Here is a 14,572-nt window from a genome sequence, read left to right as displayed (position 1 = left end):
CACGATATAACGTGACCTCGACAGACGCGATACATCGCGAGTTCCAGGAGGCACCATGGCGCAGGAGAAGTGGCTCGTTGACGAGCCCAAGGTCATCGACACCGGCATCGTGCGCACCGTGCGCGTCGGTCTCGTCGGCGGACAGGTGGACGTCGTCGCGCACGACGAGCCGACCGCACGGGTCGAGATCCACAGCGTGTCCGGCAAGCAGATGCTCGTCGAGGTCGACGGCGACACGCTCACCGTCGACCACCCCCAGGTCCGGTGGGACGACCCCATCGGGTTCCTGAAGTCCTTCCGCGGCAAGGCCCACGCCGACGTCAGCATCCTGGTCCCCCGCGACGCCGGCATCACGCTCGGTGTCGTCTCGGCCGGTGCGCTGCTCTCCGGCACGAACCGCGGCGCGACCCTCAACACGGTGTCCGGCGACCTGGTGGTCGACGGCGTCGCGGGTGACGTCACGGTCAACGCCGTCTCGGGCGCCACCACGATCCGCGACCTCGACGGCGCCCTCACGGTGCACACCGTCTCCGGCGACGTCGTGGCCACCGGCGAGATCCCCCGGTTCCAGGCCGACGGCGTCTCCGCCGACGTCGTGCTGGACCTGCACGGGGTCCCCGAGTCCGCCCGCATCAACACGGTGTCCGGCGCGGTGAGCGTCCGGCTCGAGGACGGCGTCGCCTACAACTGCACGGTCAACACCGCGACCGGCAAGCTGCAGTTCGACGACGCCGAGATCCGCGGCGTGCGCGGCTCGTACGTCAAGCAGGGCGGCGAGCTGTCCGGCCAGTGGCTCGACCTGCGGGTGAACTCCGTGTCCGGCGACATCGCGGTGCTGCACGCCCCGCCGGTCGCCGAGGCGCCGGCCGCACCGACGCCGCCGGCGACTGCGCCGAGCACGCCGACGGCGCGGACGGCTCCGACCACCCCGACGAACGACAGCGAGGTGCCCGAATGAGTCCCGTCTTCGCCCACGGCCACCTGCGTCTCTACCTGCTCGTCCTGCTCGCAGACCACCCCATGCACGGCTACGAGCTCATCCAGGCACTCGGCGACCGCTTCGGCGGCACCTACGTGCCGAGCGCCGGCACCGTCTACCCCCGGCTCGCGAAGCTCGAGGACGACGGCCTGGTCACCAAGACCGCCGACGGCCGCAAGACCGTCTACGCGATCACGGACGCCGGTCGCGCCGAACTCGCGGCGCGTGCCGACGAGATCGCCGCGGTCGAGTCCGGCCTGAGCGACTCGGTGAAGTCGTTGGCCGACGGCGTGCGCGCCTCGGTGGGCGAGGCCATGCGCTCGCTCCGTGCCGACCTGGCCGCCGCGGCCGAGAGCCCGGCGACCGGTTCCACCGAGGAGCCCGTGTCCGTCCCGTCGGACAGCGCCCGCGCCCTGCGCGAGCTCGAGATGGCACTGTCGTCGTTCCGGCAGCAGGTGCGCGCGGACCTGCGTCGTCGCGCGACCCGCGGCACGCTCGGTTCGGACACCGTGACGCGTCTGCGTGACGGCCTGGAGGCCCTGCGCAAGTCGCTCTGACGGCCCGCGGCCGACAGGCGGTGGCGACCAGGGCCTCCCGGCCGTCGTCCGCCCGCGGTCGCGACCGACGCATCCACGGAAGCTCACCGCCCCGCAACCGTTGGGTCGTCGGCCGACGGCCGCGTCGGCGCGAAGCCGGCGAACGCGTCGGACGCCGTCAGGGGTTCCCCGTGCGAGACGCGCGCGACGGTGGTGCGCACCGCCGCGAGCTGCCGGGCCAGCCGGTCCCGCTCGTGCTCCAGCCATCTCAGGTGCACCGTGAGTGCCGCGACGTCGTCGCCCTCGTCGTCGAGTCGTCGCGCGATGTCGGGCAGGGCGAAGCCGAGCCCGCGCAGCAGCAGGATCCGCTGCAGCCGGACCAGTGCGTGGTCGTCGTAGCGCCGGAGTCCACCCGCTCCGACGGCGGTGGCCGGCAGCAGTCCGACCGCCTCGTAGTGCCGCAGGGTCCGGCTCGAGACACCGGCGGAACGCGCCACCTCGGCGATGGCGTGGGGTGCTTTCGCAGCTGCCTCGTCGGTGCCTGTCGATGCGCTCATGCTCGCGACTGTACTGCTTGACGCTGCGTCAACCACAGTGGGTACCGAGCAGCCGCCGCCGAGCGCCCGCGGCCGACCGGGAATGTGCGGCGGGGGAACCGTGTTGACTCGCGCCCGGAACTGAGTAGGTTTGCCGCTCGTGACGAACGAGATCCGGTCGTTGAAAGCGCGACTGATCGGGGATCCCCTCCCCTCCGAGAAGCTCGAAGGACAGCTCCTCCCGAAGCACCTGGCCCTGCCGATCTTCGCGAGTGACCCGCTGTCCTCTGTCGCGTACGCGCCGCAGGAACTCCTGATGATCCTGCTGCTCGGTGGCATGGCCTTCCTGACGTTCGCGCCGTGGGTCGCCGCACTCGTCGTGCTGCTGCTCGTCGTGGTCGTCGCCTCGTACCGGCAGCTCATCAAGGCCTACCCGTCCGGTGGTGGCGACTACGAGGTGGCGCACCGGAACCTGGGCGAGAAGGCCGGGCTGGTCGTCGCCAGCGCACTGCTCGTCGACTACGTGATGACGGTGGCGGTGTCGGTCGCCTCCGGTGTCGACAACATCATCTCGGCGCTCCCGATGCTCGACCACTTCCGCGTCGAGCTCGCCCTGCTGTTCGTCGTGCTGCTCGCCGCCGCCAACCTGCGCGGCGTGCGCGAGTCGAGCAAGGCCTTCGCGATCCCGACCTACCTGTTCGTGGCGAGCGTGTTCGTGATGGTCGTCACCGGGCTCGTCCGGGTCGCAGCCGGCAACGCCCCGGTCGCCGAGTCCGCGGCGTACACCGTGCAGAACGTGGAGCACACGACGCAGGCGGCGTTCATCCTGCTGCTCCTGCGTGCCTTCGCCTCGGGCTGCTCGGCCCTGACCGGCGTCGAGGCCATCGCGAACGGCGTGCAGGCGTTCCGTCGCCCGAAGATCAAGAACGCGCAGGCCACCCTGGTCGCGATGGGCGGCATCGCGATCGTCCTGTTCATCGGCCTCATCACCCTGGCACTCGTGTCGCACGTGCACTACGCCGAGCGCGCCTGCGACCTGCAGGGATTCGCGAACTGCGCGACCACGCCGCAGCGCTCCCTGATCGCGCAGATCGCGGCGGCGACGTTCGGCAACAACTCGGTGCTGTTCTTCGTGATCCAGGCGACGACCGCGGCGGTCCTGCTCCTCGCCGCGAACACGGCCTTCAACGGGTTCCCGCTGCTCGGCTCGATCCTGGCGCGCGACTCGTACGCCCCGAAGGCGCTGTCGACCCGCGGCGACCGCCTCATCTACTCGAACGGCGTCATCGTCCTGGCCTTGGTCGCCGCGGCCCTGCTCGTGGTCTACCGGGCGAACGTCACCAGCCTGATCCAGCTCTACATCATCGGTGTCTTCGTGTCGTTCACGCTCGGCCAGACGGGCATGGTCGTGCACTGGACGCGGCTGCTGCGGGCGGACCGCGACGGGACGGTTCCCGAGGGCGACCCTTCCGTGAACCGTGGGCAGGTCGTCCGCTCCCGCACCATCAACGCGATCGGTGCCACCTTCACCTTCGTGGTGCTCGTCATCGTCACGATCACGAAGTTCACCCACGGTGCCTGGCTCGTGTTCCTGATCATGCCGGTGCTGTACGTGCTCATGCTCGGCGTGAACCGCTACTACCGCGACGTCTCGCACGAGATCGAGGCCGACGTCGAGACGAAGTTCGGCGCCACCGGCGACCACGCCATCGTCCTGGTGAACAAGCTGCAGAAGCCCGTGCTCAAGGCGCTCGACTACGCGGTCGCCGCCGAGCACGCGAGCATCGAAGCCGTGCACGTCGCCATCGACGACGCCGAGTCACAGCGTCTGCGCGACCAGTGGGCGGAGTACGGCATCCAGGTGCCGCTGACGATCGTGCCGAGCCCGTACCGCGACATCTCGATGCCCCTGATCAAGTACATCAAGGCGCACCGGGCCGAGCACGGCTCCGAGGTCGTCACCGTCTACACGCCGATCTTCATCGTCGGCCACTGGTGGGAGGGGCTGCTCCACAACCACCGCGGCCGCCGCATCCGCAAGAAGCTGCTGCTCGTGCACGGCGTCACCGTGGCCCTGGTGCCGTGGCTGCTCGACTCGTCCGAGCTGCTGTACGGCCGCCGCTCCCGACCGTTGCCCGGCCAGGAGCGCCGCGGCGAGCCCGTCCGGCCCCCGCTCCGCCGGCCAGCGCAGCCCGGGTCGTCGGCCGAGGGCGCAGCCGAGGACCGCCTGCTCCGGTCCGCCGAGCGCAACAGCATCCAGCCGCGCCGCGCGACCCGTCCGGCCGGCCCCGCCGAGGGCGTCGACCACGCGCTCTGCACGGGCGAGATCCACGCCCTCGTCCCCTCGCCGCCGCGACGGGGAGCCGACGAGTCGTAGCATGTGGCCCCATGACCATCAGTGACCTGCGGACGTTCGCCACGTTCGACGGACACGGCGGCAAGGTCTCGAAGCGCGTCGAGGTGCTCGACCACGAGCCGCCGGCCGGCAGCCCGCTCGAAGGACTCGTCGCCGTGCGCGGCGAGCACCCGCTCGGTGCGGTCGACGAGCGTGCCGCCGACGAGTCCGCCGCGCTCTCCCGCGGGGTCCCGAGCGTCGGGTGGGTCGACCCCGCCGCGCTCCGCGACTGGTACCGCCCCGACCGCGTGGTCCTGACCCGGCTCGAGGCGCGGCGGTCCGGCATCGAGCCCGGCGTCTACGCCGACTCCCGTGGGCGCGGTCGCGTCCGGATCGACGGCCTGGAGGCCCACCTCGCCCCCGACGGTCGGCCCGCCTTCCGCGCGCTGGCCGGGCCCACCGCCGAGCCCGTCGTCGACGTGCCGCTACCGACCGACCAGGCCGTCCGCCTGGTGGCGGTGACCGACGTCGCCGAGGGGCTCGAGGTCGTCACCGCGCCGGTGTCACCGTTCCTGCAGCCCGGTGAGCACCCGGCGTACGGCGACGACGTGGTCGGGTTGCCGCCACGTCCGGCGAGCGGCCTGGTCCGGGTCACGGCGTCGGTGCTGCTCGACGGCGAGCTGCACGAGGTCGACCGGATCGACGAACGTGCCGCGACGATCTGGATCCGGCGCGACGACCGCGTCGTGCCGATCGCCACGAGTGCCGTCGGGCCCGACCTGGTGCGGTACGCGGCCACCGCGGTCTGAGGCCGATCGGGGGACGCCGCTGCTGCGTGTCGTGCCGGGGGTGCGGCGTACGTTCGCGGACATGAGTGACGCAGACCGCGACCAGCAGCAGACCCCGGACGCACCGATCCAGGGCGAGACCCTCGGTGGCCCCCGACCCGACCCCTCCACCGACGCGAGCAAGGACCCCGAGCAGTGGGTCACCGGCGACGAGCCGATGACCGGACCGCAGCGCAGCTACCTCGACACCCTGGCCCGTGAAGCCGGCGAGGAACTCCCCGCCGACCTCACCAAGGCCCAGGCGTCGGAGCACATCGACCGCCTCCAGCAGCAGACGGGCCGCGGCGCCGATTCCTGAGAAGCAGTCCGCCCTTCGGCGGACCGCTGTCTGTGCATGCTCTGGGCATGTTCTGGCGAAGCGCGGTCAGTGCCCTGTCCGAGGATGATCGATGACGCGTCAACGGCTACCTTCGTGGCCATGCGAACGACATCGACCTCCATCGGCCTGACCGCGCTCCGCATCGTCCTCGGGGTGGTGTTCATCGCCCACGGTGCCCAGAAGTTCGCCCAGGGCATCCCGAACGTGGTGCAGGGCTTCTCGGGCATGGGCGTCCCCCTGGCCGAGGTCGCGGCACCCCTCGTCGCCGGCCTCGAGCTCGTCGGCGGCGTCCTGCTCGTGCTCGGCGTCGCGACCCGCGTCGTCGGCGTGCTGCTGGCCGTCGACATGGTGGTCGCCGGCGTCCTGGCCCACGGCTCGGCCGGCTTCTACTCGCAGGACGGCGGGTTCGAGTACGTGCTCGTGCTCGCGGTGGCCTCGCTCGCCGTGGCGCTGACCGGGCCCGGGCGGTTCTCGCTCGACGCCCTGGTGCTCAAGTCGTCACGACGTCGTCGTGGCGTCGAGGAGCCCCTCCCCGCCTGAGCCGCGCGTCCCGGTTCCGTCTTCAGGCCGCCAGCGCGTCCATGACCTGACGGGCGATCAGGCGTCCGGCCCGGTTCGCCCCGATGGTCGACGCTTGTGGGCCGTACCCGGCCAGGAACAGCCGCGGCTCCTCCGCCGACCGACCGTCCTCGACCACCACACCGCCCGCCGTGGTCCGCAGGTGCAAGGGCGCGAGGTGCCGCAGGTCGGCCCGGAACCCCGTCGCCCAGATCACCGCGTCGGCGTGCACGTGGGTACCGTCGCCGGTCACCACGCCGGTCTCGTCCATCCGCGCGAACATCGGCTCGTCGCGCAGCACGCCACGGTCGATCCCGGCCCGGATCCGTCGCGACACGGGGACCCCGGTACCACTGACGATGCTCGGCAGGACCTCGCCGGCGCGGGCGGCGCGGTCCTGTTCGTCGACGGCGGCCACCGCGGACTCGACGTCGAGCGAGGCCGTCCCGGCCCAGACCATCGGGCGCCGCGTGAACCACCGCGTCGAACGGGCAACGCCGTCGAGCTCGAGCAGGAACCCGATCGCGCTCGTCCCACCGCCCACCACCACGAGGTCCTGCCGGGCGAAGTCGGTGGCGCTGCGGTACTCGGTCGTGTCCACCTGGCGGCCGCGGAACACGTCGCGCCCCGGGTACCACGGCACGAAGGGCGTGCCCCACGTGCCCGAGGCGTTCACCACCACGTCGGCGCCGATGCGCGTGACGGTACCGTCGGCGCCCCGGGTCGTGACGCACAGCCCACCGTCCACCTCGCCGACTGCGCCGATGCGCGAGACGGACGTCACCGACACGGGCCGCCGCACCCGCAGGTCGTAGTGCTGTTCGAACCGGCGGTAGTACTCGCCGACGACGTCCCGCGCGGGTCGTGACCGGTCGGCGTCGTCGAACTCCAGGCCCATCGCGCGCATGCCGGGCAGGTCGTGCACACGGTGCGCCGCCCCGAGCCGCAGGGCCTCCCACCGGAACTGCCACGCTCCTCCAGTGCTCGGCGCGCGGTCGAGGATCACCAGGTCGGTGCCGGGGACGAGCCCCAGGCGCCGCAGGTGGTATCCCACCGAGAGTCCCGCCTGCCCCGCACCGATCACCACCACGCGGGCGTGCTGGTCGACCGGGGTCTCGAGGGGTTCCGTCATCACTTCGATTCTGCTGTGCGGGCCAGCCGTCGCGCGACGTCCAGATCGAGGTACATGGTAGAGTGATCGGCAGATTTCAAACCACGAACCGTCTGGTTCCCCGAGTGATCCTCCGTCATTCGCCAGGACCGGACCAGAGCCGAACGAGGGGGTCACGCATGGGGCGCGGCCGTCAGAAGGCGAAGCACACCAAGGTCGCCCGTGAGCTGAAGTACTTCAGCCCGCAGACGAACTACGGTGCGCTCGAGCAGGAGCTCTCCGCCGGACAACACTCCGACGAGAACTACGTCGACCGTTGGGCGGACCAGTACGGTCCGGAACCGGCGGAAGACGAAGACGAGTTCGAGACCCAGGCAGACCAGAACAAGTCCGCCTGACATCTCTTGTAGTCGCGCCGCGCAGCCCTCGGGCAGCGCGGCGTTTCTGCGTGCCCGGACACTGCGTGGCCGGACACTGCGTGGCCGGACACTGTGCGCCCGGACACCGGGTCCGCCCGTGCACCGGTCGGCGCGCCCGGGCCCCGGCTTCGAGTGGTCACGACTCCCCGCGCACACGATGCCGAGCGGTCAAGAACCGTCGGTTGCAGGCCCGCCAGGCGACGGTTCGTGACCACTCGCCGCACGCACCACGGCGCGGCGGAACCGGCCACCGGCACGGCACCGCACCGCACCGCACCGCACGGCAGGTCAGCCCGCGTAGCTCCCGACGAGCCGGACCGCGCCACCGTCGACGCCCTTGGCACCCTGCTCGAAGCCGGTCAGGTCACGGGCGGACGTGGCGATCGTGCCCACGGGCCACGTCGGCATGCCGGCAGCACCGAGCGACGCGATGACCTCGGCAGCGGCACCGGCCGAGACGACCGCGAACATGCCGATGCCCAGGTTCCAGGTGCCCTCGGTGTCCTCGATCGGGGTGCCGGCCATGTCCGCAAGGACCCGGAAGACGGGGAGCGGCTGCCAGGTGGAGCGGTCGACCTCGACCCAGGAGCCGACGGGCAGCACGCGCGCCAGGTTCGCGGCGATGCCACCACCGGTCACGTGCGAGAGCGAGTGCACCGCGCCCGGGTGCTGCTCGAGGAGCGCCAGGAGCGGTGCGGTGTACAGGCGGGTGGGCTCGAGCAGGGCTTCACCGACGGAGACGGCGCCCCCGAACCCGGCGCCGCTCAGCTCGGGCAGCTGGTCCGTGAACCCGACGCCCCGCGTCGACAGGATGTGCCGCACGAGCGAGTAGCCGTTCGAGTGCAGACCCGACGACTCGATCGCCAGGACCACGTCGCCGTCCTGCACCAGGTGCGCGCCGAGCTGGGCATCGGCCTCGACGACGCCCGTCGCCGCACCGGCCACGTCGTAGTCGTCCGGGCCGAGCAGACCGGGGTGCTCCGCGGTCTCGCCACCGACCAGGGCGGTGCCGGTCTCCGAGCACCCGCGGGCGATGCCGGCGACGATGTCGGCGATGCGGCCAGGCACCACGCGGCCGCAGGCGATGTAGTCGGTCATGAACAGCGGCTTCGCGCCGACCACGACGATGTCGTCGACGACCATGCCGACCAGGTCCTGCCCGATGGTGTCGTGCTTGTCGATCGCCTGCGCGATGGCGACCTTGGTGCCGACGCCGTCGGTCGAGGTCGCGAGCAACGGGTGTGAGAAGTCCTTCAGGAACGAGACATCGTAGAGCCCGGCGAACCCACCGACGCCCCCGAGGACCGAGGAGTTGTGGGTGGCCGCGACCGCGGACTTCATCAGTTCGACGGCCAGGTCACCGGCAGCGGTGTCCACTCCGGCTTCGGCGTACGGGTTGGGCATGCGGAGTCCTTCGCGGTGACATGGCAGACTTGTGCGGTACCCCCCGATTCTACTGATCTGGAGCACACCCGCGAATGTGCGGCATCGTCGGCCTTGTTGCGCAGGGCCCCGCCAACCAATCCATCTACGACGCACTGCTCCTCCTGCAGCACCGCGGGCAGGACTCGACGGGCATCGCCACGGTCGAGGGTCACGTGCACCACATGCACAAGACCCGCGGGCACGTGCGCGAGGCGTTCCGGACCCGCGACATGCGTGCCCTCCTCGGCACCATGGGGCTCGGGCACGTCCGGTACGCCACCAAGGGCGCCGCGACGAACGAAGAAGAAGCCCAGCCGTTCTACGTGAACGCGCCGTACGGCATCGTCCTCGTGCACAACGGCAACCTCACCAACACACGGGAACTCACGCGTGAGCTGTTCGACATCGACCGTCGACACCTGAACACCACGAGCGACACCGAGCTCCTGGTCAACGTGCTGGCCCACGAGCTGCAGGGCCAGGTCCGCGGCGCGAACCTCGACCCAGGACAGGTCTTCGACGCCGTCGAGCGCGTGCACGAGCGGGTCGAGGGCTCCTACGCCACGATCGCGACCATCGCCGGGCACGGGCTGCTGGCCTTCCGCGACCCGTTCGGCATCCGCCCGCTGATCCTCGGCCACAAGCTCGACGAGACCGGCCAGCCGGAGTGGGTCGTCGCGAGCGAGTCGCTCGTGCTCGAGTCCGGCGGCTACGAGATCGTGCGCGACATCGCTCCGGGCGAAGCCGTCTTCATCGAGATGAACGGTCAGATGCACGCCCGCCAGTGCGCGAAGAACCCGCGCTTGGTGCCGTGCTCGTTCGAGTACGTCTACCTGGCCCGTCCCGACTCGGTGATGAACGGCATCTCGGTCTACGACGCACGTCTGCGCCTCGGCAACCGGCTGGCGGACACCATCGAGCAGTACGCGCCGACCGGTGACATCGACGTCGTCATGCCGATCCCGGACTCCAGCCGTCCGGCTGCCATGCAGGTCGCTCGGAAGCTCGGCATCGAGTACCGCGAGGGCTTCTACAAGAACCGCTACGTCGGCCGCACCTTCATCATGCCGGGCCAGGCGGAGCGCAAGCGTTCGGTGCGTCAGAAGCTCAACGCGATGTCGTCCGAGTTCAAGGGCAAGAACATCCTGATCGTCGACGACTCGATCGTGCGTGGCACGACGAGCCGCGAGATCGTCGAGATGGCCCGGGCCGCCGGCGCGAACGAGGTCACGTTCACGAGCGCGGCTCCCCCTGTCCGGTTCCCGCACGTCTACGGCATCAACATGCCGACGCGCGCCGAGCTCATCGCGCACGACAGGAAGATCCCGGACATCAACCGCGTGCTCGGCAGCGACCACCTGATCTACCAGGAGGTCGGGGACATGCGCGACGCCATCATCGAGGGCTCCGACGTGACCGACCTCGAGATGAGCTGCTTCACGGGCGAGTACGTCACGGGCACCGTGAGCCCGGAGTACCTGTCCTGGGTCGAGGCCAACCAGCTCAGCTAGGTCGCGTCCGAGACGCGACCAGACGACAGACGGGAGGCCCGGTGCCAGCTGGCACCGGGCCTCCTGTCCGTTGATCGGGGGCGGCTACGGCCGCTGGTCACCGTGGTCGTCGAGCTCGCCGTCGACTGTCTCGGGCGGGAGTTCGACCTCGACGCGCTCCGCAGTCAGGCGGGCCGACCGCCGGGCGTAGACCCGGTCGAACACGACGGCGACGACCGCGCCGACGAAGGCGCCGATCGTGACGCCCCACAGGCTGAAGTAGCCGACCAGGCTGCCGAAGCTGGTCTGGTCCCGCTGTCCACCGAGGTTCATGGTGAGGGCGACCACGACGAGGGTCGCGAGGAAGCCGAGCACGGCACCGCCGACGATGAACACGCCGAACTTCGGGGCACGGCGGATGGTGACCTCGTCGGGGCTGGCGACCGCGCTGGGAGCCGGGGCCGGCGCGGGGAGCGGCTGCTCGTCGGGTTGATCGGTGTTGCTCACCCGTCCATTGTCCCCCACTGTGGGACGTCCCGCGGCCTGTGCGCTGCGACCGATCCGGGAGAGGATGGTCGCTACTGGTCGGTATCCCAAGCGGAAGAGGTGCGTCGCGTGCGTGAACCAACGGCACCCGCCCGCGGTCGCCGACCCACCTCGCCCGCTCGCGTCGCCTGGCCCGTCGCGCAGCGCGTCGAGGAGGACCGCGCAGTCGCCGTCGTGGCCGAGCACCGCTGGAGCGTCGCGATCGTCGGGGCCCCCGGTCTCGGCAAGAGCACCGCCGCGGCTCGCGTGACCGACCGGGTCGCCGGTCGTGACGGCACCGGCCGCACCGTGGTCGTGCCGATCACCGCGGTCGCCGCGAGTCGGTCGATGCCCTTCGGCGCCGTCGTCGAGCGCTTCGGCGAACTCCCCGCCTCGATCTCCGAGCTGTCCGACGACGCGAGTGCCGAGCAGCGCTTCCGGGCGATCGAGGACCTGGTCGACCGTGACGTGCTGCTCCGTGTCGACGACGCCGACCACCTGGACGCGATCTCGGCGCGGTACGTCGCCTGGCTGGTCCGTCGGCAGGGCGCGCGACTCGTCCTGACCTGCCGCGACTTCACGGCGCTCCCCGAACCGCTCCGCGCGCTGTGGCAGGACGACCTGCTCGAACGCATCGACCTGCAGCCGCTGGCGTTGCACGAGACCGCCGCGCTCGTCGCCGAGGCGCTGGGCTCACCGCTCGAGAACGCCTCGGCGGAGCGCGTGCACCGGGCCACCGCCGGCAACCCGCTGTACCTGCGCGAGGTGGTGCGCGCAGCACGGGCCTCCGGTGCGCTCGACCACACCGCGAGCGGCTGGTACTGGCGTGGGCGGGTGACCGCGTCGGACAGCCTGGCGGACATGTACCGCACGGAGCTCGGGACGCTGCCGGAGGACCTGCGTGACGTCGTCGACATCGTGGCCCTCGCCGACCCGATCCCGCTCGCCCGTCTGCTCGGACTGGTCACCGGCGGAGACGTCGACCGGGTCGTCGCGCTCGGCCTCGTCCGGATCGACTCGCTCGACGACGGTGCCGCGGTCGTCCGGCCGTCGCACCCGCTCGTCGGCGAGGTCATCCGGACCCTGGTGCCGGTGGCCCGACGCACGGCGCTCTTCGCCCGTGCCAACGCCTTCCGCACCGACCGGCCCGAGGGCGCTCCGCCCGCCGCACGGCTGCGCGCCGCACTGTGGTCGCTCGAGTGCGGGGTCCTGCCGTCGGTCGACCAGCTGCTCGACGCGGCACAGGTCGCCGTGCGGTTGCAGGAGCACGAGAGCGGGATCGCCCTGGCCTCGGCAGCACTCCGCACGACCCTCACCCCGACCGAGCAGGTCACGGCGCACTGCCTCCGCTCGCTGGCGCACTCGTACTCGGACGGCCGCGAAGCCGGCCGTGCCGACGCCGAAGCGGCGTGGGGCATCGCGAAGCGGCACGTCGGCGACGTCACCGACGAGGCCGTCACCGAAGCGTGCGAGATCCTGGCGAACATCCGCCAGTTCCACGACGACGATGTCGCGGCCGCGGTCGCACTCACCGACGCCGCCGTGCATCTGGTGGTGTCCGACGAAGCGGTCGAGCGTCTGCGGTTGCTGCGGATGGCGCACCAGGGCTGGGGCGGCGACTTCGCCGAGGTCCGTGCCGAGATCGAGCGCAGCGGCATCGTGCAGGCACCGACGATGCCGATGTCGTTCCTGGCCGTCGCACCGTGCGCCGTGATGGCGTTGGCGACAGCCGGCCGGCTCGACGACGCCGCAGCCCTGGGCCGCCGGGCACTGGCCACCGCGGCGGCACACGTCGAGGCGGCCCCGTGGAGCGTGGGCGAGAACTCCTCCGTCCTGCACCAGGTGCAGGTGTGGCGCGGCGACCTCGACGACCTGATCACCGAGGTGCCCGCCGGACGCTCCAGCCCCTACCTGAAGTACGACTTCACCCTCGAGCTCATCGGCCAGGGCAACCTGGCCATCGGACAGCGCCGATGGGACGACGCGATCGCGGCCTTCACCGCGGCGTGCGAGCGGTACGACATCGCCGACCACGGTGGGTTCGCCGCGTACCCGTGGGCCCGCTTGGCGATGTCACACGCGTATGCCGGGCACCCGGAGGACGCGGCCCGGGCGCTCGAACGTGCGAAGACCACGCCGCAGCGGGCGATGCGGATCACCGGTGAACAGGTCGCCGTGACCATCGCCTGGACCGAGTCCGTGCTCGGCAACCCCGCCGGTCTGCAGCACGCCGACGAGATCATCGAACGCAGCACCGCGAACGGGTCCTGGACGCACGTGATGTACGGGTACGCCCTGCACTACTCGGTCGGCATGCTCACCGGGCGCGAGAGCCCCGGCACGCTCGACCGGATGCGCGACGCCGCCTCGCGCGTCGACGGGCCGCTCGCCGCCGCGATCGTGCAGTACGCGGACGCGGTGCAGGCGGACGACCGGACCCGGGTGATCGCGGCGCGGGGCGTGCTGGCGGTCCACGGCATGTCGGTGGCTGCCGGACGGTCCAAGCCACCGCTGACGAAGCGCGAGTACGAGGTCGCCGAGCTCGCCGCACAGGGCCTGAGCAACCGGCGGATCGCGGAGTCCCTCGGGCTCTCGACGCGGACGATCGACGCGCACCTGTCCCGTGTCTTCGCGAAGTGGGACCTGCACGCGCGGTCGGAACTCACCGAGCTGCTCTGAGCGGACGGCCGGCCGGTGCTGCTGGGCGCCCGGCGCGGGCTGCTGGGCACCGGGCGTGGGCTGTTCGGCACCCGGCAGGGGGGGCGCTCGGCGCCCCGCGAGGGGCTGCTTCGCGTTCGACATCACGTGTCGCGCACGCAAGAACGTTGCGGATTGCAGCACAACACGCCGCCGCGATTGACACGACGTGCGGAACATCGCGTACCTTTGTCCCTGTCGCCGGGTTCGGACCCGTTCGGGTCGGGTCCGAATCCCGGCGACTTCAAGCTTAGGAACGCGATCGATGCGGGCGCATCGGTAGGCACTACCTAATTCGCGCCGGACTCCGCGCGGCGTCACGGACGCCCGGGTCGGGTGTCCGTCGCCGATGCCGGATCGGGCGTCGCCGCCGATGCCGGGTCCGAGCGGTGTCAGGCGCCGGGAGCGGGCAGCCGGACCGGCAGGAACGCCGTCAGGTCGGCGCGTGATCCCGATGCGCTGACGCGTGACTGCGCGACCGCCTCTGCCCAGGTCAGCTCGCCGGACGCGAGTGCCAGCCACGTGGTGGCGTCGGTCTCGACCACGTTCGGCGGCGTGCCACGGGTGTGCCGTGGGCCGGGGACTGCCTGGATCGCAGCGAACGGCGGTACCCGTACCTCGACGCTGTTCCCCGGGACCTCGTCCGCCAAGCACTGCAAGGTCCACCGCACCGCGGTCGCCACGGCGGGTCGAGCCGTCTCCCCACCGCGCACCGCAGCCAGTGCCGCGCGGCCGTCGGCGTCCTCGATCCTCCTGGGTGGCATCTCCACAGGCTAGCCCTCGCATCGCGGGCG

General features: G+C 71.4%; 14 protein-coding genes. 9 read left to right on the top strand and 5 right to left on the bottom strand.

Annotated features, from left to right (window positions below; all coding sequences use genetic code 11):
* Positions 1-55: 55 nt before the first annotated feature.
* Complete coding sequence (locus ACL00U_RS02965) at positions 56-958, top strand: DUF4097 family beta strand repeat-containing protein (RefSeq protein ID WP_412873793.1); 903 nt, start codon at positions 56-58, stop codon at positions 956-958.
* Complete coding sequence (locus ACL00U_RS02960) at positions 955-1,536, top strand: PadR family transcriptional regulator (protein WP_214519028.1); 582 nt, start codon at positions 955-957, stop codon at positions 1,534-1,536. Before ACL00U_RS02965 ends, ACL00U_RS02960 begins: the two co-directional genes overlap by 4 nt.
* A gap of 83 nt (positions 1,537-1,619) precedes the next feature.
* Here the strand turns inward: ACL00U_RS02960 and ACL00U_RS02955 are convergent, their stop codons facing one another.
* The gene (locus tag ACL00U_RS02955; protein WP_056069352.1) at positions 1,620-2,072 is read right to left on the bottom strand and encodes a MerR family transcriptional regulator; all 453 of its coding nucleotides are present in this window, start codon (positions 2,070-2,072) and stop codon (positions 1,620-1,622) included.
* 130 nt (positions 2,073-2,202) lie between these two features.
* On the opposite strand from ACL00U_RS02955, the gene ACL00U_RS02950 reads away from it, so the two are divergent.
* The 4 genes from ACL00U_RS02950 to ACL00U_RS02935 all read left to right on the top strand — a co-directional run bounded on the left by ACL00U_RS02950 (position 2,203) and on the right by ACL00U_RS02935 (position 6,093).
* Positions 2,203-4,428 (top strand): APC family permease, encoded by a 2,226-nt coding sequence (locus ACL00U_RS02950; RefSeq protein ID WP_412873792.1) that lies wholly within the window; start codon positions 2,203-2,205, stop codon positions 4,426-4,428.
* A gap of 11 nt (positions 4,429-4,439) precedes the next feature.
* The gene (locus tag ACL00U_RS02945) at positions 4,440-5,195 is read left to right on the top strand and encodes a hypothetical protein (protein WP_017886245.1); all 756 of its coding nucleotides are present in this window, start codon (positions 4,440-4,442) and stop codon (positions 5,193-5,195) included.
* 61 nt (positions 5,196-5,256) lie between these two features.
* Entirely contained in the window at positions 5,257-5,532 is a 276-nt protein-coding gene (locus tag ACL00U_RS02940; protein ID WP_017886246.1) for a DUF3072 domain-containing protein, read from the top strand.
* Positions 5,533-5,652: 120 nt separating this feature from the next.
* Positions 5,653-6,093: a DoxX family protein gene (locus ACL00U_RS02935; protein ID WP_017886247.1), complete on the top strand. Its 441-nt coding sequence runs from the start codon at positions 5,653-5,655 to the stop codon at positions 6,091-6,093.
* A 22-nt stretch (positions 6,094-6,115) separates the two neighbouring features.
* Here the strand turns inward: ACL00U_RS02935 and ACL00U_RS02930 are convergent, their stop codons facing one another.
* On the bottom strand, positions 6,116-7,243 hold the full coding sequence (locus ACL00U_RS02930; protein ID WP_262160507.1) for an NAD(P)/FAD-dependent oxidoreductase: 1,128 nt from the start codon (positions 7,241-7,243) through the stop codon (positions 6,116-6,118).
* Between the two features lie 158 nt (positions 7,244-7,401).
* Between ACL00U_RS02930 and ACL00U_RS02925 the strand changes: the two genes are divergently transcribed.
* On the top strand, positions 7,402-7,620 hold the full coding sequence (locus ACL00U_RS02925; protein ID WP_017886249.1) for a DUF3073 domain-containing protein: 219 nt from the start codon (positions 7,402-7,404) through the stop codon (positions 7,618-7,620).
* A gap of 309 nt (positions 7,621-7,929) precedes the next feature.
* On the opposite strand, the gene purM is transcribed toward ACL00U_RS02925, so the two are convergent.
* Entirely contained in the window at positions 7,930-9,045 is a 1,116-nt protein-coding gene (purM, locus tag ACL00U_RS02920) for a phosphoribosylformylglycinamidine cyclo-ligase (RefSeq protein ID WP_056069361.1), read from the bottom strand.
* Positions 9,046-9,119: 74 nt separating this feature from the next.
* Here purM and purF point away from each other — a divergent pair, with 74 nt between their 5' ends.
* Entirely contained in the window at positions 9,120-10,577 is a 1,458-nt protein-coding gene (gene purF, locus ACL00U_RS02915; RefSeq protein WP_017886251.1) for an amidophosphoribosyltransferase, read from the top strand.
* A gap of 84 nt (positions 10,578-10,661) precedes the next feature.
* Here the strand turns inward: purF and ACL00U_RS02910 are convergent, their stop codons facing one another.
* A complete protein-coding gene (locus ACL00U_RS02910; RefSeq protein WP_017886252.1) occupies positions 10,662-11,063 on the bottom strand; it encodes a hypothetical protein in 402 nt (133 codons plus the stop codon).
* A gap of 108 nt (positions 11,064-11,171) precedes the next feature.
* Between ACL00U_RS02910 and ACL00U_RS02905 the strand changes: the two genes are divergently transcribed.
* Positions 11,172-13,760: a LuxR C-terminal-related transcriptional regulator gene (locus tag ACL00U_RS02905; RefSeq protein WP_412873791.1), complete on the top strand. Its 2,589-nt coding sequence runs from the start codon at positions 11,172-11,174 to the stop codon at positions 13,758-13,760.
* A 410-nt stretch (positions 13,761-14,170) separates the two neighbouring features.
* Here the strand turns inward: ACL00U_RS02905 and ACL00U_RS02900 are convergent, their stop codons facing one another.
* The gene (locus tag ACL00U_RS02900; RefSeq protein ID WP_031259311.1) at positions 14,171-14,542 is read right to left on the bottom strand and encodes a sterol carrier family protein; all 372 of its coding nucleotides are present in this window, start codon (positions 14,540-14,542) and stop codon (positions 14,171-14,173) included.
* Between the last annotated feature and the right edge of the window lie 30 nt (positions 14,543-14,572).

It is taken from the genome of Curtobacterium poinsettiae, from assembly GCF_047226435.1.
Classification (GTDB): Bacteria; Actinomycetota; Actinomycetes; order Actinomycetales; family Microbacteriaceae; genus Curtobacterium; species Curtobacterium poinsettiae.
Note: the sequence above shows the minus strand (reverse complement) of the source record. Positions and strands in the feature narration are given on the sequence as shown.